This window comes from Methylobacterium sp. DB0501, from assembly GCF_011043735.1.
GTDB lineage: Bacteria > Pseudomonadota > Alphaproteobacteria > Rhizobiales > Beijerinckiaceae > Methylobacterium > Methylobacterium alsaeris.
In genome coordinates this window covers 1-18,244 of record NZ_JAAKGV010000051.1, presented here as the reverse complement: position 1 = coordinate 18,244, position 18,244 = coordinate 1, and the positions used below count along the sequence as shown (strand labels likewise).

The following is an 18,244-nucleotide window of genomic DNA, read 5'->3' as shown; positions in this document are numbered from 1 at the left end:
CCGGCCGGCCGCGTGTGGTGGCCGTGCGGGTCCGGGTGGTGCTGGCCGGCCGAGGCGAGCCGGTGGCACTCGGGGACGTCCGCGCCGTCCGCCTGGCCGCTCGCTGCCGCGGGCGCGTCGGCGGGGCCGGCTGCGGGCCGATGCTGGGCGTGCGGGTCGGCGGGGGCCTGGTCGACGGCGGCGTGGTCGGCCGCGGCGTGGCGCTGCATCGTGCACGGCGCCGCCGGGGCGATGGCCACGGCCATCGCCAGCACCGCGAGCAACATTGCGCGAAGAACTGCCAAGGACCCAGAGACCCTCTCTTACCCAGGCCGATCCTTGCACAGGCCGCCAATATCGGCAACGCACGAACACTTCTGCTGTTGGTGGAGCGTCCGAAGCCGTTTCCTGGCGATTTGAGGCTGCCAGCCAATCGCCCCTGCCGCGCACGCCCCCCATCCTGCCCGCGTGGTCGCCGCCGTCCCGGCTCGGGGGAGCCCGCCACCGGCGCGAGTGCCGTGCGGGACCGCGCGACCTCAGTACCGGCGCACCAGCGGCGCCTGCTCGGCCGGGGCGGTCGCGGCCCATGGTGCCCAGCGCAAGCCGAGCTTCACGTCGTGCGAATCGACGTTCTTGAAGGTCAGCGCCTCGCAAGACCCGCACTGGCCGGCATAGTTGTAGACCGTGCCGGTCTTTCCGTCTCCGAGATTGAGGTAGCGGTATGCGAGCTCGACCGTGAAGTTCGGGCTCACCTCGTAGCCGACACCCGCGTGCAACGCCCACGCAAGGTTCGTCTTCGAGCCTGCCTTCGCGTAGGCCAGGCCCTGCGTGACGACGTTCGTGTCCTTGAAATTGTCGAGCGTAAGCCGCACCGCGCCGACGCCGGCGCCCAGGAACGGCGTGAGGCCGTACCAATTGCCGAGATCGACGTAGCCGTTGAGAAGCACGGCCAATTCACGTTTCGACGCGGTGTACTCGTCGGTGCCGTAACCGAGCGGCAGTCTCGCGTCGCGGTAGCGTTCAAGCCCGGTGAACGCAGCGGCGCTGCGATACTCGCCTACGACGTCGGCCCGAAACCACCGGCCGAAGCGGTAGCCGGCGCCGACGCCCGCGAGCGGGGCGCCCGCGAAACCGAGATTGACCTTCTCGATCGTCCCGAGCGCGTCCAGGCTGTTGGAGAGCCGTTCCACGGATTGGTTGCTGAAACCGATGTCGCCGCGGAGGTAAAAGCCGGAAACCTCGGCCTCCGGCGCGAGTGCTCCGCGCAGGTCCGGCAGCGGCGCGACCGGCGGCAGGTCGGCCGCGTGTGACGGCGCCACGAACGTTGCGGAGATCAGGCCGAAGCCGAGCAGCCCGAGCGTTCTCACGATGCAACCCATTCCACCCATTGTCCAGTCCTTCACCCACAGTCCTCTTTACCTAACCCTCCCACCGCATGGTTGATTTCCCCTTAATTACCCCGCAGGGGTAATTGCTGAAGGGCTGCCGCCATTGACGGCGGAAGATGAGGTTTTTAAGGGTAAGGCGTGCACGTAGTGCCTGAAGACGCGGTTATGCGCGTCCGGACAGGCTTCAAACGCCCTGCGTTCCGGGGGATTCGCGGTCCGGCCATGCCGATTACCCCTTAGGGGTGTGCGACCGTGCCCCGCCGCTCGTGCGTTACTTGCTCCCGAAGGGGGAGTTCAACGGCAGGAAACCAGCAGGAAGGGATGCGCGATGCTCAGACGAGTTCTCCACATCTCCGCACTCGCCCTGGCCTTGGCCCCGACCGGGGCAGGTGCCGTGGGCTTTCGGATGTCACGGCCACCCTACGGTGGAGCATCCGACATCGGTTCGACCGCCAGCCTCGCACCGACCGGCAGGACAATCCGGGTACATTACAGCCCAGTCTTTCTCGGCTGCGTTTATTCCTATCACGAGTGCGAGCACCTCGCCCATTCCCGTGGCTTCTACAACCACTTCACGCGTCATGATCACGGCACGTGTCACCATGGCCCCTCATATGCTTGCTTCGGCCAATAGAACCGGACGGAGCGCTCGTTTGCATCACGGGACCAGTGCGTGCGCCGACGGCTTCAAGGGGGTTGGTACATCTATCTGGGTCTCCCGTGCCGTTCGGCCTGAACTTACATCGGGCAAGCCGGTCCGGGCGCGTCGTTGCCGGGTGGCGCCGGCAAGTCTAGAAGGGCGCGTCCGGCCCGAGCCGGTGGGCCGAGGGACGACCGCCGCGTCGTGTCCTTCGGCTGGCCGCTTGGATCGAGGATTAGCGGCGCGACCCTGCCGTTTTGCCGGAGGTCGCCACGCGAGGGCGGTCGCCTCTTCGACCGCACAGTCCCAAGGCCGCCGTCTCGGCGCGGCGCCCGGTTCGGGTGCCCCGGTTCGAACCAGATGTTGGCTGGGCTCGCGACGACCGCGACGTTGTGGGCCCCTGCGTCCAGCCACAGCGGTGGGTGGGCCCCGGGTTAGGAAGACCAGCACCGCCGCCAGTGCCGTCGCGCTCCCGTTGGTTAACCTACGTCGATGTCTCAGGGTCGGCATCGTCACCGCACCCAATCCTCACCTCGACGAGATCGTCGATGTCGCTTGCCTCGGTAGCCCTCGACAGGAACCGCCTCGGCTCCTCCGCCTGTGGCGGACGTTGCCGAATTGGCACAAGCAGGCCAATGTTCCGCTCTCGTTGACGATGGCGACGGCGGTGCACGGGCCGCCCCCGCAAGACACGCCGTCGTCCGCGTCGTGCTCGAAGGTCAAAGCCGCAGCGTTCCGGTCGACCTCGGCCAAGAATCCCCCCGCTTGCCACGGTGGCGTGCCGCCATGCCCGGCTAGACGGCCTGCCCACCGCGAAACCGCGCGAAGGTGTTGCGCCCGTGAGGGCCGAACAGCACCACCTCGTAGGTGGCCGGTTCCACCCCTTCGACCTCCATGCCGGGCGAGCCGACCGGCATGCCGGGCACGGCGAGGCCGGTGCCGGCAGGCTTCTCCACCAGCAGCCGCTTGATGGCCGACGCGGGCACGTGCCCCTCGATGACGTAGCCGCCGACCTGGGCCGTGTGACACGAGGCCAGCTCCCGAGGCACCCCGAGCCTCGCCTTGACCGGGTTCACGGGGGCGTTCACGACCTGGACGCGAAAACCCTCGTCGCGCAGGTGCTTGACCCAGGCCTCGCAGCAACCGCAGCTCGGGTCCTTCGTGGCGACGACCTCCGGCAGATCCTCCGCCCACGCCGCCTGTACGCCGGCAGCCGCCAGGCCGAGGACCACGATGCGTCGGGACGGTCGGAAAAGTTTGCTCATAACCAACTCCTGTCTGCTCACGGCCGCCGGGACGGTCCGTCCAGCCACGCTTACTCGGCGGCCCGGGGGAGGCCCGCGTGCACGGCGGCCAATCCTTCGTGCCGGAGGGCCAGCCTCCATCCCTTCACGAGCCCGTAGATGGCCGGGATCACGACGAGGGTCAGCACGGTCGAGGAGACCATGCCGCCGATCATGGGCACCGCGATCCGCTGCATGATCTCCGACCCCGCGCCGGTGCTCCAGAGGATGGGCAGCAGGCCCGCCATGATGGCGACGACCGTCATCATCTTCGGGCGCACCCGCTCGACCGCGCCCACCATGATGGCTTGGTACAGGTCCGCGCGCGTGCTCTCCCGCCCGGCGGCCAGGGCGGCAGCCCGCCGCTCGTCCCAGGCATGGTCGAGGTAGACCAGCATGATCACGCCGGTCTCCGCGGCAACGCCGGCGAGCGCGATGAATCCCACCGCCACCGCGACCGACATGTTGAAGCCCATCCACCACATCAGCCACACCCCGCCGACCAGGGCGAAGGGCAGGGACAGCATGACGATGAGCGTCTCGGTCAGGCGCCGGAAGTTCAGGTAGAGGAGCAGGAAGATGACGAGCAGGGTCACGGGCACCACGATCTTCAGCCTGGCCTCCGCCCGCTCCAGGTACTCGAACTGCCCGCTCCACTGGATGCTCATGCCCTGCGGGAGCTGGACCTCCTTGGCGACCGCGTCCCGGGCCTCGGCGACGTAGCCGCCGAGATCGCGCCCGGCCAGGTCGACGAAGATGTAGACCGCGAGCTGCCCGTTCTCGGTGCGGATCGAGGTCGGCCCCCGGGTCAGCTGAACCTTGGCCACCTCGCCGAGCGGAACCGTACCGCCGGCCGGCAACGGCACCTGCACTTCGGTGGCGATGGATTGCGGATTTGAACGGAAGGCGCGCGGGTAGCGCACGTTGACGGTGTAGCGCTCGCGGCCCTCGACCGTGTTCGTGACGCTCTCGCCGCCGAGCGCCGTCGCGATGATGTCCTGTACGTCCCCGACCATGAGGCCGTAGCGCCCGAGCGCCTCCCGGTCCGGCGTGATGTCGAGGAAGTAGCCGCCGATGACCCGCTCCGCGTAGGCGCTCGACGTGCCCGGCACGTTGCGCACGACCGCCTCGACCTGCCGGGCGACCTTCTCCATCTCGGTCAGGTCGATGCCGTAGATCTTGATGCCGACCGGCGTGCGGATGCCGGTCGAGAGCATGTCGATGCGGGCCCGGATCGGCTGCGTCCAAGCATTCGACACACCGGGAAACTGCAGGGCCTTGTCCATCTCGGCCTTGAGGCTCGCCAGCGTCACGCCGGGACGCCACTCCGCCTTCGGCTTCAGGGTGATGATGGTCTCGAACATCTCGGTGGGGGCGGGGTCCGTCGCCGTCGAGGCACGCCCCGCCTTGCCGTAGACGGAGGCCACCTCCGGGAAGGACTTGATGATGCGGTCCTGGGTCGCCAGCAGCTCCCCGGCCTGGGTCACCGAGATGCCCGGCAGGGTCGTGGGCATGTACATCAGGGTGCCCTCGTTCAGGTCTGGCATGAACTCGGATCCGAGTTGGCGGGCCGGCCAGATGGTCAGGCCGAGCGCCGCCACCGCCAGCAGGATGGTCAGCACCTTGGCCCTGAGCACAACCTTGATGACCGGGCGGTAGACCCAGATCAGCAGCTGGTTCAGCGGGTTGCGATGCTCGGGGATGATGCGCCCGCGCACGAACAGCACCATCAGGGCCGGCACCAGGGTGACCGACAGGACCGCCGCGGCGGCCATGGCGAAGGTCTTGGTGAAGGCAAGCGGCCCGAACAGGCGCCCCTCCTGGCTCTCCAGGGTGAAGATCGGCAGGAAGCTCACCGTGATTACCAGGAGGGAGAAGAACAGCGAGGGGCCGACCTCGGCCGCGGCCTCCACCAGGATCTCGACACGGGGCTTCCCCTGGGGCGCCCGCTCCAGGTGCTTGTGGGCGTTCTCGATCATGACGATGGCGGCGTCGATCATGGCCCCGACCGCGATGGCGATGCCGCCCAGCGACATGATGTTGGCGCCGATCCCGAGGAGATGCATCGCGCCGAGCGCCATCAGGATGCCGACCGGCAGCATCAGGATGGCCACCAGCGCGCTGCGCAGGTGCAGCAGGAACACGATGCAGACGAGCGCCACAATGACGCTCTCCTCGACCAGGGTGTGCTTCAGGGTGTCGATGGCTGCCTCGATCAGCTGTGAGCGGTCGTAGACCGGCAGGATCTCGGTGCCCTTCGGCAGGCTCGCGGCGACCTCGGTCAGGCGACGCTTGGCGCCCTCGATGACGTTGAGGGCGTTGGCGCCGAAGCGCTGCAGGATGATGCCGCCCGCGACCTCGCCCTCGCCGTTCAGCTCGGTGATGCCGCGCCGCTCGTCCGGCCCGAGCTCGACCCGGGCGATGTCCCGCACCCGCAGCGGGGTGCCGGCCTCGGTCTTCAGCACGATGTTCTCGATGTCGGCGACGCTCTTCAGGTAGCCGCGCCCGCGCACCATGAACTCGAACTCGGAGAGCTCGACCGTGCGGCCGCCGACATCCGCGTTGCTCGACCGGATCGCCTCCCGGAGCCTGCTGAGCGGGATGCCCTGGGCGCGCAGGCGGTTCGGATCGACGACGACGTTGTACTGCTTCACGAAGCCGCCGACGCCCGCGACCTCGGCCACGCCCTCGGCGCGCGAGGCCCCGAAGCGCACCACCCAGTCCTGAAGCGAGCGCAGCTCGGCGAGCGTCTGCTGCTTGGCAACGATGGCGTACTGGTAGACCCAGCCCACCCCCGTCGCGTCGGGCCCGAGCGTCGGCGTCACGCCGGTCGGCAGGCGCTTGCCGGCCGCGCTCAGGTATTCGAGCACGCGCGAGCGGGCCCAGTACGGGTCGGTGCCGTCCTCGAAGATGACGTAGACGAACGAGACCCCGAAGAAGGAGAAGCCGCGTACCACCTTCGACTTCGGAACCGTCAGCATGGCGGTGGTCAGCGGGTAGGTGACCTGGTCCTCGACGACCTGGGGCGCCTGCCCCGGGTACTCGGTGTAGACGATGGTCTGCACGTCCGAGAGGTCCGGGATAGCATCGAGCGGCAGGGTGCGCACGCTGTAGAGACCGGCCGCCACCACGAAGACGGTCCCGATCAGCACCAGGACGAGGTTGCGGGCCGACCAGCCGATGAGGCGCGCGATCATTCTGGCTTCTCCTCGGCCTGCGCCCGCGGCTCGGTGGGGGGCTTGGGCGCCGCCATGCTCTGCAGCGCCGCCTTCAGGTTGCTCTCCGCGTCGATCAGGAAGTTGGCCGCGGTCACGACTTGCTCGCCGGCCTGCACGCCCTCGCGGATCTCGGTGTACCCCTCGCCGCGGGCGCCGACCTTGACCTCGCGCGGCTCGAAGCGGCCCTCGCCCTTGTCGACGAGCACGACCTGGCGCGCGCCCGTGTCGATGATGGCATCGTTCGGGACCGCGACGACGGGCTTCGTCGCCCCGGTCCCGATCTCGACGTCGGCATACATATCGGGCAGGAGCACCCCGTCGGGGTTCGGCAATTCGACCCGCACGCGGGTGGTGCGGGTTTGGGCGTTCACCTGCGGGTAGATCAGCCCGACCTTACCGGCGAAGCTACGCCCGGGCAGCGAGCGCACGCGCACGCTGACGGGCTGGCCAACCTTGACGCTGCCGAGGTCGTACTCGGGTACCTCGGCCAACACCCACATCGTCGAGATGTCGCCGATCCGGAACAGGGTGTCGCCGGCCGCAGCCTTCATGCCCTCGATGGCAGTGCGCTGCAGGACGAGGCCGTCCCGGGGCGCGGACCAAGTGATGGCCATCGGCACCTTCCGGGTCCGCTCCATCTCGTTGATCACCTCCTCCGAGACGTTCAGGTTCTGCAGGCGCCGCCGGGCCCCGTCGAAGCCGGGATTGGCGATGAGCTGGGCGGCGGCCGCGTTGATCTCGGGCGAGTAGACGTGGACCAGGGGCTGGCCCTTCCGCACCCGGTCGCCCGTCGTCACGTTCTCGACGTGGTCGACGTAGGCATCCGAGCGTGTCGCCACGACGGTGACGCGCCGCTCGTCGAGCGTGACGGTGCCGGGGACCCGCACCGGTCGGCTGACGACGCGACGTTCGGCCCGCTCGGTGCGCACGCCGGTGCGCTGGACCTTGCCGGGCGAGATCTTGACGGTGTTCCCGTCCTCGGCCTCGCCCTCGTAGACGGGGAGGTAGTCCATCCCCATCGAGTCCTTCCTCGGCACCGGCGAGGTGTCGGGCAGGCCCATTGGGTTGCGGTAGTAGAGGATCTTCCGGCCCACGGCCGGGGGCGCGGCGTAGGTGGCGTTCGCCGTGGCTTCCTTCGCCGCTGCGGGCCGCGGCTCGAAGTCGACATCCTCGCCGACATGCACCGGAAGGTAGTCGCGTCCGTCGGGCGTCCGCGCCGGGGCGAGCGCGTAGGCCGCCTTTCCGTCGGGGTCACGGTAGTAGAGCACGGGCGCATCCGCGGCCGCGGCCGGCTTCGCGTCGCGACCGACGAGCAGACCGGAGACCGAGGCTGGGAACCATGCCGGCAGGGGCCATCCCGCCTCGCCGGCCTTCAGCCCGGCGAGGGCGCCGCCGCCGACGGCGAGGGGCAGGAGAACGAGGGCCGCGACCCACGCCTTCGCCTGGCCGCCCGGGTGCGCGCGGTCACGTCGCCGCGCCAGGTGGATCGGTGTCGTCTGGTCCATCACTCGACGGCCCTGAGCACGAGTTGGTCTTGGACTGTGCCGGTCTCGCCCGGCACCTTCGCGGCCAGCGAGAGGCGCCAGCGGCCATCCATCGCCAGATTGGCCCTGAAGGCGTAGATGCCCGGCTCCGGGCTCGCCTCTGGCTTCATCTTACCCGTCATCGTCGGCATCCCGTCGGGTGCCATGTCGAGGCGTCGGGCGTAGACAAGCGCGTCGGCCACGGGCTTGCCGGCGCGCTTGTCGAGCAGACGCACCCTGAGTGTCGCCTCGCCCGATTTAGTCTCGGGATCCAGGAGCTCGAAGGAATAATCCTTGAGGTTTGGGGGCATGAGTGGCGCGCCCTTGGGCAGCCACGCCGCGACCGGTTCCGGAAGCCGTGCCGCGACCGCGCCGGGAATGACCCATGCGCCGCGCGCGAGCCCGTAGCCGGCGCCGGCTCCCGCTAGGGCTGCTACGATGAGGACGAGCCCGAGCAGGAGCCAAGCGCCTCGCACTGCCGGCCGGTCCTCCTGGTAAGCATCGAAAAAATCCTCCCGGCCCGTCATGGCGCCATCCTTGGGACTGAGAGGATGGGGAGACGGGCCGCGCGTGGCTCGGGGCGTGCGGGATGCGCCGGGGCAGGACGCGGCCGCGGGGATGCGGGATGTTCGGTGGACACGGGGATGATCCTGTTCCGGAGCGTCTGGATGCGGGAGCCCGACCGTTCGGGCCGTCGCGGCGCGGCGGTGCGCGAAGGCTGCCGTGCATGCTCACGCACGGGGCGGCACCGCTCTCGGGCGTGCTCAGGAACGCGGTTTGGGAGGGGGGGCCTGCGGGGCTGCGGCCAAACTCGGCCCGATATGGTCCTGCCGAACGGGCAGGAGGACCGGAGCGACCGGGCCGCCATCGGCAGGCGGGGAGGGCAGGATCCCCGGCACGATCTTCGCGGCGCAGGCCGCCGCGAAGGGGCAGGCCTTGGTGTCGCGGCAGTCCGGGCCCGAGGGCTCGGGATCGCAGCACGACATGTCGTCGGGCATCGGCGCGACGTGTGGCGTCGTGACGCCACCTTGCTGAGCGACCATGCCCCGCTGAACGCCGTCGCCCACGAAGGCGCGCGCCTGCGCGGGGGCGACGGACGCCCCGGCGATCAGGCCGAGCACGGCGAGGGCCGTGAGCAGGCGCGCTATGGTGGATCGGATCGACATCCGCTCCCAAGATCCCACTGATCGGGGGCTTTGCCTAGCCCCGGACGCGCCGGGCTCGCGATGAGTCCGGCGAATACAAGTTCGCGGGTGCGGGCCCACGGGTTACAGCCGCTCCCGCAACGTGCCCGACGTTGATTAGAACGCGGGTCCACCCGAAGTGGTGCCGAGGTTCTGGGCCGCGGCGGGACGCTCGGGGAACTGGGCATTTCCGCGCGTGCTGCTCCTCAGGTCCCGTCCCTGGAGATCACGCCCCTCCCAAACGCGGCCGAGGCTGCCCGTCACCTCGGGCGCGGCTCCCGTTGGGCCTTCCAGGACGCTCCAGCCTGCCGAGGGAACGGCCTCGCCGGTCAGCCGCGGATGCGCCCAAGCGCCGCCCGTCATGATCGTGGAGGCCGCCAGGGCTGCAAGGATGTACTTCATCGAATGCTCCATCGTCGTTTGCGTATGCCTTCGAGGCGCCGCTACGAACGACTTCGGGACCCGCAGATCCTGGGTTACAGAGGACCGAGCCCTGCCTCCCCGGAGAGCCAAGGCTCTGTGGACGCCGAACCGAGCCTCGATTTCGACGTTGTCGGGTTTCCGGGCGTCGGGCATAATGGCCACCGTCCGAAACACGAGCGGCTCCGGAGGCATCCCGTGCGTCCCGAGGTAAACAGGGAAGTCGTGAACGACCGTGCCAAGCTGATGATCCATCGGCTGGTGGCGCGTCGGCTCGCGCGCGACCCGGGCATCCTCGATAGCGCCAAGATGGCCGTCATGCGGCTTGAGGCGGACTACCCCGAGCGCACCTTCGTCTCCGAGTGGCGCGAGATCCTTGGGCAGCCGCCGGGGACGATCCGGCAACTCCTCACCCGGCGGGACGAGGGTATGCAGCGGCTTCGGCTGTCCTCGCCGTTCCTGGAAGGGGAGGGCGTGTCGTTCGTGCGCGACCCGAACGTCCGGAAGCGGATCTGGCGCCTGGCACGTAAAGGCGCGGCCGCCCAACGCGCGGCGCATGCCGGCCGCCAAGGCTCCTCCGTTCCGGCGTGAGCCGTCCGATTGAGATCCGGACGGTCGCGGACCTGGAGCGCACAGCCCGTTCGCTGGCGTTGCACTTCAAGGCTCGCACCGTGGTGGTCGTCGGCAGCCAGGGCATCCTCGTGGGCTGGCCCGGCGCGCCGGTCACGATGTGCATGTCGCCCGAGATCGACGCCTATCCCGCCAACGCTCGGGCCTGGGAGGCAGCCCAGGACGACGACCTCGCGGAGGCATCCGAAGAGATCTCCGTGATCTTCGGCGAGGGCTCGCACTTCCACACGGCGCACGGTTTCTACATCGACGGCGTCGACGACCGCACCGCCCGCCTGCCGCCCTCGTGGCCCTCGCGCGCGGTGGTGCGGGAGGTGAGAGGCCACGGCACGGCGACCGTGACGGTGGTGGCCCCCGGCCCGGAGGACCTGATCGTTTCCAAGCTCGCCCGCCTCGCCGACAAGGACAGGGACTACATCGCGGCCTACCATCGGGCCCGGCCTCTCGACCTTGCCGTCATCCAGGCGCGCGTAGCGGAATGCGGGTTCGAGGAGGTTCTGGCACAGCGTGCGCTCGCCTTCCTCGCCGGCCTTCCCTCGCCTCCCGGGCGCGCGACCGCTGCACCCGTGCGGGCAGGGGCTGTCCTGCCACCCCATCCCGCGGGGACGCACTGCGCCTTCCTCATGGACGAGCGCCGTTCGGTTTCGGTCCGCGCCTGGAACGAGGCGGCCGGGCTCTACGATATCCTCGATAATCCTCTCGGCCCCGCGGTGGTGGCACAGGACGGGGCGAGCGCCTTCCTGATCGACGGGGAGGAGCTGACGCAGGAGGCGTGGGATGCACATCCGCGCGTCCGCGCCGCGCGACACGGTGACCTGTCCGGGTACCCACGGCCGAACTGGACGCCTCCGGGCTGACCCGCCCCTGAAGCGCGCGGCGGGCCGGGAGCGGTTCGCTTTTGCGTATGGGTGAGCCGACGGCCTTACCAGCGCAGCAGGCGAGGCCCGAGAAGCGCGCCCGCCAGCGTGCAGAGGGCAATCGTGCCGCCGTACCAGAGCGCGATGAAGGGCACGGTGTCGTCCATGCAGTGAATCGCGTAGCCCATCGCGCTCACACCTCCCGAAGCGAGCCCGACCAGGGCCCCGGCCCGGACGAGGTCCGTCGGCGCGCCGAACTTCCGGACCACCCACATCAGGGTCGCGAAGGGGACCACCGCGATCACCGGGATGGAGATGAGGCATTCGAGCCACATGTGGCCGGTGAGCATGGTCCCCCAGTGTGCCGCAGGCGCGTTGGCGAGGCTGAGGGCAGCGAGGACCATGACAGCCGCGAACGGCAGGGCCGCGATGCCGAGATGCACCCTCCTCTCGCCCCCTGGGCGAGCGATGCGACCGAGGTAACGCAGGGCCAGGCCACCGACGGCGAGGGCGAAGGCCAGCTTGGCCAGGAGGAAGGTCAGTGACTTGCCTTCACCCAAGTCAGGCCGGACGCCCAATGCGAGAAGGGCGAGGCAGAGCGCCCCGGCGGCCCCGATGGCGGCCCCGAGCGCGATCCGCCGCAGCATGCCAGGAGACTTGGCAGGCTCGCTGGCGAAGCTCGCGCCGAGCAAGCCGATGAGTTCGTCGGTCTTCATTCCCCTTTGCCTCCTGCCATGGCGGCCAACGCCTTCAACCCGCGGTGGACGCTGACCTTGATGGCCGATTCCGACATGCCGGAGCGCGCCGCGGCCTCGGCCACGCTCAGGCCTTCGACCTTCATGGCCCGGATCGCCTGCCGCATCTTGCCCGGAAGCTGACCGAGCAGACGCTCGACGTCGAGCGTGCTCTCTACGGCGGCGTGGTCGTCATGCGCGACCAGTTCGCCCGCGTCCTCCACGGGCACGTCGGCGAGCGAGGCGCGCGTGCGTCTCAGGTGGTCGATGAGCTTGTAGCGCGCGATCGCGTAAAGCCAGGGCGTGACCGGCTGGCCGACATCGTAGGTGTGCCGTCGCGTGTGGACCGCCATCAACGTTTCCTGGACGAGATCCTCCGCTTCCGGCGCCGCGCGTCCGGAGCGGGCGAGCTTACCCTTGAAGTAAGCCCTCAGGTGCGGCCCAAGCCGCTCCAGGAACAGGCGGTAGTCCGTCGCGCTTCCGGCCAGGCCGGACGACAGCAAGGCCCGCAACTCGTTTTCCTGACCGATCAAGACGCCTCTCTCGGCCGATCCGCGGAAGCCGCCACCGACCCGGTCACTGGACATGTCCTTGCGGCCCGCCCCGCGCCCGACACGAGCGTGCCCGCCCGGAATAAACGCCGCGGGCCGCGCAGCCGCCGCTCCGCCGCCTCCGGCAAACCCGCGACGAGACATGGCCGACCGGCGCGGCCGCGCTCGTCCGGCCGTCTCGCCTGAACCGAATGCCCACTAGGGACAATCCGTAGCGCATGAGCGGCCGGTTACAGTGCCCCGCGCGGAACGCCGCGAGAGAGGCCAGCGTCGCGATATACCCCCGGATCGTATTTAAGGCCAAGAGCGTTTCTTGAGCCTCCGAGCAAGGATGGAGATGACGAGATGCCTAGGTTGTTGCAGGTCGGATTGCTCATGGTCGCCACGGCCGGGTTCGGGTCCGCGGCAGGGCCAGCCCGCGCCCTCGACGAGGTCGGGATCGGCCATGCCGACCACCACGGCGCGGAGCGCCACGGCCACATCATCGAGCGCAGGGAGACGCATGGCCACCGTGGCGAGGCGGTCCATCGCGAGGAACATCATGAAGTCGTGCGCGAGGGCGGCCACCACGGCGAGGAGCGCCACTGACGGGGAACGCCGAAGCCGGGACTGACCGGGTCCCCCGTCGCCGGTTCTTTCCCGGCGGCGGGTGCCCGCGTAAACCGAGGAGCCTGTCGATCACCGATCCGCTCGCCTCCTGACCGGGCGGCGCGCTCTCTCCGGTCGTGCGGCGCGCCCGCGGCGTCGCGGCCGACCGCGGCGGTCGCCCGCCGAGGACAGGCGGGTGGCCGGCCGGCGGGCACCGACGCGCGGCCGAGTTCGGCATGGGACCGGGCCGCACAGAAAGGCGTGCCGACCGCGAACTTGGACCACTCCAACCGGGTTGTACCCCCGTAGGGTATAGAAGAGAGAGGCACGCATGAAGGTCGTGAGAACCGCGCTCGTTGCCATGGCGATCATGGCTCCCGGCGCGATGCCGTCGTTTGCCCAAGGCGGCCAGGGCGCGTCCATGTCGGACATGGACATGAAGAACATGGGCCCACTGCAGAAGGCCTCCATGGAGGCCATGGACAAGATGAACAAGGCGATGATGCAGGGGATGATGGATCCCGATCCCGACCTCGCCTGGATGAAAGGCATGGCGGCGCACCACCAGGGCGCGGTCGACATGTCCGAGGCCGCCATCAAGCACTCGAAGGACGAGACGGTCGTGAAGGAAGCCCGCAAGACGAAGGAGGAGAACGAGAAGAGCCTGCGCGAGATTCAGGCTAAGATCCGCAAGGAAAAATAGCCTTCGGCCGTCGGCTCGGCCTCGGACTGCAGACAGGCCAGGTCGGCACTTCGACGGCTGGGCTGCCGGACCGCCTGCCGCCGCCCGACGGCATCCGAGCAGGTCGAGATCAAGACGGACAGACGCGCCTCTCCCCGCCTCCGGAAGCGCCCACGGACGCGGCCGGAGGCGGGGAGAGGCCGGGTGGCGTCACGCGATCCCTTATCGCTCGGGCGCGCCCGCGCCCCGGCCGCTCGGCATCGGGCCCGGTCCCCGAGGCTCGGCCCTACTGAGACGCCGGATCACGTGGGATTGCGGCCGGGCAAATTGCCGTGTCATAGGCTCCTGCGAACTGCCTCACTTGGCGCGTCGGCGGTCCAAGGGCGTTCAACTCAAGAAGCGTCGCCGACGCTAGAGGAAAGACACTCCGCCGCCTCAAGCGTTACCGACGCTTTGCTTCGTTCTGGTCGCCTGCTTCGGCATCGGCTTGGCGCTCACCATGGTGTCGGCCGGGGTACTGGCGGCGTTGGGCGTCCGGCACGCCGCCTCGCGCTGGCCTGGGTTCGGTGCCTTCGCACACCGGGCCCCCTATGCCTCTGCCGTCCTGATCGTGCCGGTCGGCCTCTATACCGGCTGGCTCGGAGGGCAGGGTCGCCACCACGAGGCGACCACGCTCGCGGCCTGGCTCTACCGGCCGGTCGGTTTTCCCTGAGGCCGGCATGTTGAGCGTCCTCGCGAACCGCACCTACTGCCACCTGTTCGCCGCGCAGGTCATCGCCCTGATCGGCACAGGCCTGCTGACGATGGCCCTCGGTCTGCTGGCCTATCAGCTGGCCGGCGCGGAGGCCGGGGCGGTGCTGGGCACGGCGCTCGCCATCAAGATGGTGGCCTACGTGCTGGTGGCGCCCATCGCGAACGCCTTCACCGGGCAGTTGCCCCGCCGCGCCTTCCTGGTGGCGACCGACCTCGTCCGGGCCGGCGTCGCCCTGATCCTGCCCTTCGTCGGCCAGGTCTGGCAGGTCTACCTGCTGGTGTTCGTCCTGCAGGCGTGCTCGGCGGCCTTCACGCCGACCTTCCAGGCGACCATCCCGGACATCCTCCCGGACGAGCGTGACTACACCCAGGCGCTGTCGCTCTCGCGCCTCGCCTACGACCTGGAGAACCTGCTCAGTCCGACACTGGCCGCCTTGCTGCTGACGGTCATCGACTTCCACTGGCTGTTCGGCGGCACGGTCGTCGGATTCCTGTGTTCGGCCGTCCTGGTCGTCTCGGTGGCGCTCCCGTCCCCGACGCCGCCCGAGCGCCGGGCGGGGGTCTACGAGCGCACCACGCGCGGTCTGCGGATCTACCTCGCCACGCCGCGGCTGCGCGGGCTTCTCGCCCTGAACCTCGCGGTGGCGGCGGCCGGCTCCATGGTCATCGTCAACACGGTGGTGATCGTGCAGGCCCTCCTGCAACGGCCCCAGAACGACGTCGCGGTGGCGCTCGGGCTGTTCGGGGGCGGTTCGATGCTGGCGGCCCTGCTGCTGCCGCGGGTGCTCGACCGGCTGCCCGACCGCACGGTCATGCTCCCGGCGGCGGTGTTCCTCGGCGTCGTTCTGCTCGGCTTTGCCGCCACGACCTGGGGCGGCGTCATCGGCTGGCCTATGCTGCTGGCCGCCTGGCTGGCGCTCGGGATCGGCTACTCCGCCGCGCAGACCCCGACCGGACGGCTGCTCCGGCGCTCCGCGACGCCCGGCGACCGCCCGGCCGTGTTCGCCGCCCAGTTCGCGCTCTCGCACGTCGCCTGGCTCTTGACCTATCCACTTGCCGGTTGGCTCGGCGCGAAGGCGGGCATGCCGGTCACGCTGGCGGTGCTGGGCGCGCTGACCTTGGTCGCCATCGCCGCGGCGGCGGCGCTCTGGCCGGTTTCTGACCCGGACGTCGTCGAGCACGCGCACCCCGACCTCGACCCCGGCCATCCGCACCTGGACGGTGTCGGGACGCGCCGGCATGCCCACGCCTTCGTCATCGACGACCTGCACCAACGCTGGCCCGCGGCCCGGCCGGGTTGACGCTGGCGGCACGCCTGCTCGCGCTCGCGTTGGTCGTGGCCTGCGGACCGGCAGGAACGGTTGAGTGCGTCGGCTTCCTCAGGATGCACGGCATGCTGCGGCAGGCGCAGGCCCAGTGCACCTTCGAACGCTTCAACCCCGAGATCGTGGACACGGCACGGCGCTGCTACGAGCATCTCGGTGCCGGGACGGGGGCCCCGGCCATGCGTGCCGGCGCGGCCGAGTTCGACCGGATGGCGGACCTGCGGGGCGTCCGCGCCGCCTGTGCCCTGATCGAGCGGCATTTCCCGATGGCGGTTCGGTGAGGCGGGGCAAGAGGCCGTCGGACGCCCCGGGACGCGGGGCTCGTCGCCAAGCTCCGCCCAGAGCGATTTGTTGCCGTCCCCGCGACCGAGGGTCGGCCCGACGGGGGAGGGGGAACCGCGCCGCTTCCGAAGGACTCGAACTCGGGCGAGGTTGCCTCCAGAGCTGGTCTCGCGACGTCCCAGGCTGCCGTGACGCGGCACATCGAGTCTCGAAGGCGGCGGGCTGGGGAGGCCATCACCCTGAGCGAAGCGCTTGGCGAAACGGCGTTCGGCCGGCTCCGCACGTGCGGCGGCACGCCGGGACGGCGTCTGCCCTTTATATCTGAGCTGCCACGACGGTCCGGCCGCGAACGCGTGCGCGTTCCGGGCCGTGAGAACGGGGAGGAGGCCGCAACGCTGGGCCGGGCTCCCCGACGCGGTTCCCGAAGCCATCCCTGGGACCGCAGGCCAAGAGATTGCGACCGCCTGCAACCTTCCCGCGTCGGGCCCGAACTCATTCGAGGAAGCGTCGAGCTTCTTAAGGATGGGAAACGTAGCCATGATCCGCGCCGCCATTCTGAGCGCCGCCTTGATGTCCGAGATACCGGATCAGGCGATTGCGAGCGCCTGGGACAACGTCCCCCCGTCGTGGCGGGCTGAACGGTATCGAAACTCGCGCCCCGCGTTCGGTTCGCCGGACGCCATACTGACGACGGAATCGATCCGGCCGGCGCCCCCACGTGTCTTGATCGAGCGTCCCCGGCCAGCCGGCGCTCAGCGTTGAGACGCGGTGGCAGGGTCTGGATCGCGGCTCGTTCGGTGCCTGGTCCGTGTCCGGCAGGCGCTGCGCCCGTCACGGAATTGCCCCCCCCCGGAACGCCACGGGGACACGCGTCCGAGTATCACGGCCCGACGCGTGCTTGCGCCCTTCCGGGAAGACTTGAAGTGCCAACCTGGCGGCCTGCGGGGGAGGGCGGCGCCACGAGCGCCGCTGCACATACGTCGGCGGTGCGCGCATGGGCATGCCCGGCTCAGCGTGTCAAATTGCTTCGAAGATCAGCCCCTCTTTCGCGTCCAAGGTTAGCCCCCTTGCTGTCGGATCTGAGCGCGGCTCGGGCCGTGCTACGTCGTCCGTCAGGTCTTCACGAAGCGATGCACGCTGTCGTGAGCGCCCTCGTAGCCGCGCCCGCGCAACTCCTCGAAAAGGCGCTGGGTCGAGCGCCGCTCGCGCCGGGGCAGCCTGGCTTCCGCTTCCAGGATCGCCGTCAGGACCGCCACGAAGGTGCCGAGCTTGGGCTGCGGCTGGACTTCGCGTTTGTAGGCGAAGACGGTGGCGTTCGAGCGCAGCACCTTGCGCACCGTATCGCGCGCGATGCCCAGCTCGCGGGCGATGCGCTTGATACCTTTGCCGTTTTGATGGTGCTCGAACCGGATCCGCGCGATCGTGTCCACACCCGTCATCCTTTGTCCCTCCGGCCCTCGGCCAGAGAGGTCCATCGCCAGGGACGAGGGGGCTAGGATTGGACGCGATAATCGCCCCTCAGGGGGCTAACATTGCAGGCGATCTCACAGCTCAGCGGACCGGTGCCATCGGTTTTGGGACCCCGTCGTCACCGAGGGGGAACGAGGGCCTCGGCGGGCCGGACCGGGGCGCCGGCTCACCTTGATGCCCTGGCGGCAGCCTCACCGACGCGAGCTCGGCGAGACCATGAACAATCGCAAGTTCCGCGGGGACTTCCAAACCATGCACCGCCAGGCAAGCACTGCCATAGCCTCCGGCCGAAGTCCCGACGGCCGATATCCGCCGCGTGCGGGGACGGCCTGTGACCGAATTCCAACAGCGCCGAGCGCCGACGCCGCTTCATCTTAAATCAAAGTGTTCGTGCATTGCCGGGCAAGTCCATTTGTGCGACGACTCCTCCGGGTTTGAAGGGTCTCTGGGTCCTTGGCAGTTCTTCGCGCAATGTTGCTCGCGGTGCTGGCGATGGCCGTGGCCATCGCCCCGGCGGCGCCGTGCACGATGCAGCGCCACGCCGCGGCCGACCACGCCGCCGTCGACCAGGCCCCCGCCGACCCGCACGCCCAGCATCGGCCCGCAGCCGGCCCCGCCGACGCGCCCGCGGCAGCGAGCGGCCAGGCGGACGGCGCGGACGTCCCCGAGTGCCACCGGCTCGCCTCGGCCGGCCAGCACCACCCGGACCCGCACGGCCACCACACGCGGCCGGCCGG

General features: G+C 69.7%; 15 protein-coding genes and 4 pseudogenes. 8 read left to right on the top strand and 11 right to left on the bottom strand.

The genetic code is table 11. From position 1 onward, the window contains the following. The 8 genes and pseudogenes from G4G93_RS34665 to G4G93_RS34630 form a co-directional block, all read right to left on the bottom strand. Positions 1 to 245 (bottom strand): annotated as a pseudogene (locus G4G93_RS34665) (hypothetical protein); the annotation flags it as partial. 270 nt (positions 246 to 515) lie between these two features. Then, positions 516 to 1,382, bottom strand: coding sequence for an outer membrane protein (locus G4G93_RS34660; protein ID WP_244936405.1), 867 nt, complete (start codon positions 1,380 to 1,382; stop codon positions 516 to 518). A 1,419-nt stretch (positions 1,383 to 2,801) separates the two neighbouring features. Next, positions 2,802 to 3,272, bottom strand: a complete 471-nt coding sequence (locus G4G93_RS34655; protein WP_099956031.1) for a DUF411 domain-containing protein — start codon at positions 3,270 to 3,272, stop codon at positions 2,802 to 2,804. Between the two features lie 50 nt (positions 3,273 to 3,322). Next, on the bottom strand, positions 3,323 to 6,487 hold the full coding sequence (locus G4G93_RS34650) for an efflux RND transporter permease subunit (protein WP_099956030.1): 3,165 nt from the start codon (positions 6,485 to 6,487) through the stop codon (positions 3,323 to 3,325). Then, a complete protein-coding gene (locus G4G93_RS34645; RefSeq protein WP_091891549.1) occupies positions 6,484 to 8,013 on the bottom strand; it encodes an efflux RND transporter periplasmic adaptor subunit in 1,530 nt (509 codons plus the stop codon). Before G4G93_RS34645 ends, G4G93_RS34650 begins: the two co-directional genes overlap by 4 nt. Next, a complete protein-coding gene (locus G4G93_RS34640) occupies positions 8,013 to 8,558 on the bottom strand; it encodes a FixH family protein (protein WP_091891552.1) in 546 nt (181 codons plus the stop codon). Before G4G93_RS34640 ends, G4G93_RS34645 begins: the two co-directional genes overlap by 1 nt. Positions 8,559 to 8,795: 237 nt before the next feature. Then, positions 8,796 to 9,197 carry a hypothetical protein gene (locus tag G4G93_RS34635; protein ID WP_099956029.1) on the bottom strand — a complete coding sequence of 134 codons (402 nt, stop codon included), beginning with the start codon at positions 9,195 to 9,197 and terminating at the stop codon, positions 8,796 to 8,798. A gap of 135 nt (positions 9,198 to 9,332) precedes the next feature. Next, positions 9,333 to 9,617 (bottom strand): hypothetical protein, encoded by a 285-nt coding sequence (locus tag G4G93_RS34630; protein WP_060850918.1) that lies wholly within the window; start codon positions 9,615 to 9,617, stop codon positions 9,333 to 9,335. A gap of 117 nt (positions 9,618 to 9,734) precedes the next feature. Here G4G93_RS34630 and G4G93_RS34625 point away from each other — a divergent pair, with 117 nt between their 5' ends. Beyond that, complete coding sequence (locus tag G4G93_RS34625) at positions 9,735 to 10,226, top strand: hypothetical protein (RefSeq protein ID WP_123834464.1); 492 nt, start codon at positions 9,735 to 9,737, stop codon at positions 10,224 to 10,226. Further along, on the top strand, positions 10,223 to 11,122 hold the full coding sequence (locus G4G93_RS36350; protein ID WP_244533648.1) for a DUF6036 family nucleotidyltransferase: 900 nt from the start codon (positions 10,223 to 10,225) through the stop codon (positions 11,120 to 11,122). Before G4G93_RS34625 ends, G4G93_RS36350 begins: the two co-directional genes overlap by 4 nt. A 65-nt stretch (positions 11,123 to 11,187) precedes the next feature. Here the strand turns inward: G4G93_RS36350 and G4G93_RS34610 are convergent, their stop codons facing one another. Together G4G93_RS34610 and G4G93_RS34605 are read right to left on the bottom strand one after the other, a co-directional pair. Beyond that, positions 11,188 to 11,838, bottom strand: coding sequence for an NrsF family protein (locus G4G93_RS34610; RefSeq protein ID WP_099956028.1), 651 nt, complete (start codon positions 11,836 to 11,838; stop codon positions 11,188 to 11,190). Beyond that, positions 11,835 to 12,443 (bottom strand): sigma-70 family RNA polymerase sigma factor, encoded by a 609-nt coding sequence (locus G4G93_RS34605; protein ID WP_099956027.1) that lies wholly within the window; start codon positions 12,441 to 12,443, stop codon positions 11,835 to 11,837. Before G4G93_RS34605 ends, G4G93_RS34610 begins: the two co-directional genes overlap by 4 nt. Before the next feature lie 309 nt (positions 12,444 to 12,752). On the opposite strand from G4G93_RS34605, the gene G4G93_RS34600 reads away from it, so the two are divergent. The 5 genes and pseudogenes from G4G93_RS34600 (at position 12,753) to G4G93_RS34580 (ending at position 16,036) form a co-directional block, all read left to right on the top strand. Then, positions 12,753 to 12,995, top strand: a complete 243-nt coding sequence (locus G4G93_RS34600; protein ID WP_164712503.1) for a hypothetical protein — start codon at positions 12,753 to 12,755, stop codon at positions 12,993 to 12,995. 331 nt (positions 12,996 to 13,326) lie between these two features. Continuing rightward, positions 13,327 to 13,698 (top strand): DUF305 domain-containing protein, encoded by a 372-nt coding sequence (locus G4G93_RS34595; protein WP_060850413.1) that lies wholly within the window; start codon positions 13,327 to 13,329, stop codon positions 13,696 to 13,698. 427 nt (positions 13,699 to 14,125) lie between these two features. Continuing rightward, a pseudogene (locus tag G4G93_RS34590) lies at positions 14,126 to 14,389 on the top strand (nickel/cobalt efflux protein RcnA); the annotation flags it as partial. Positions 14,390 to 14,396: 7 nt separating this feature from the next. Then, the gene (locus tag G4G93_RS34585; RefSeq protein ID WP_165091822.1) at positions 14,397 to 15,731 is read left to right on the top strand and encodes an MFS transporter; all 1,335 of its coding nucleotides are present in this window, start codon (positions 14,397 to 14,399) and stop codon (positions 15,729 to 15,731) included. 92 nt (positions 15,732 to 15,823) lie between these two features. Next, the gene (locus tag G4G93_RS34580) at positions 15,824 to 16,036 is read left to right on the top strand and encodes a hypothetical protein (protein WP_244936403.1); all 213 of its coding nucleotides are present in this window, start codon (positions 15,824 to 15,826) and stop codon (positions 16,034 to 16,036) included. Positions 16,037 to 17,152: 1,116 nt separating this feature from the next. On the opposite strand, the pseudogene G4G93_RS34575 reads toward G4G93_RS34580, so the two are convergent. Continuing rightward, positions 17,153 to 17,476, bottom strand: a pseudogene (locus G4G93_RS34575) (IS21 family transposase); the annotation flags it as partial. Positions 17,477 to 17,999: 523 nt separating this feature from the next. Here G4G93_RS34575 and G4G93_RS34570 point away from each other — a divergent pair. Next, positions 18,000 to 18,244: pseudogene (locus tag G4G93_RS34570) on the top strand (hypothetical protein); the annotation flags it as partial.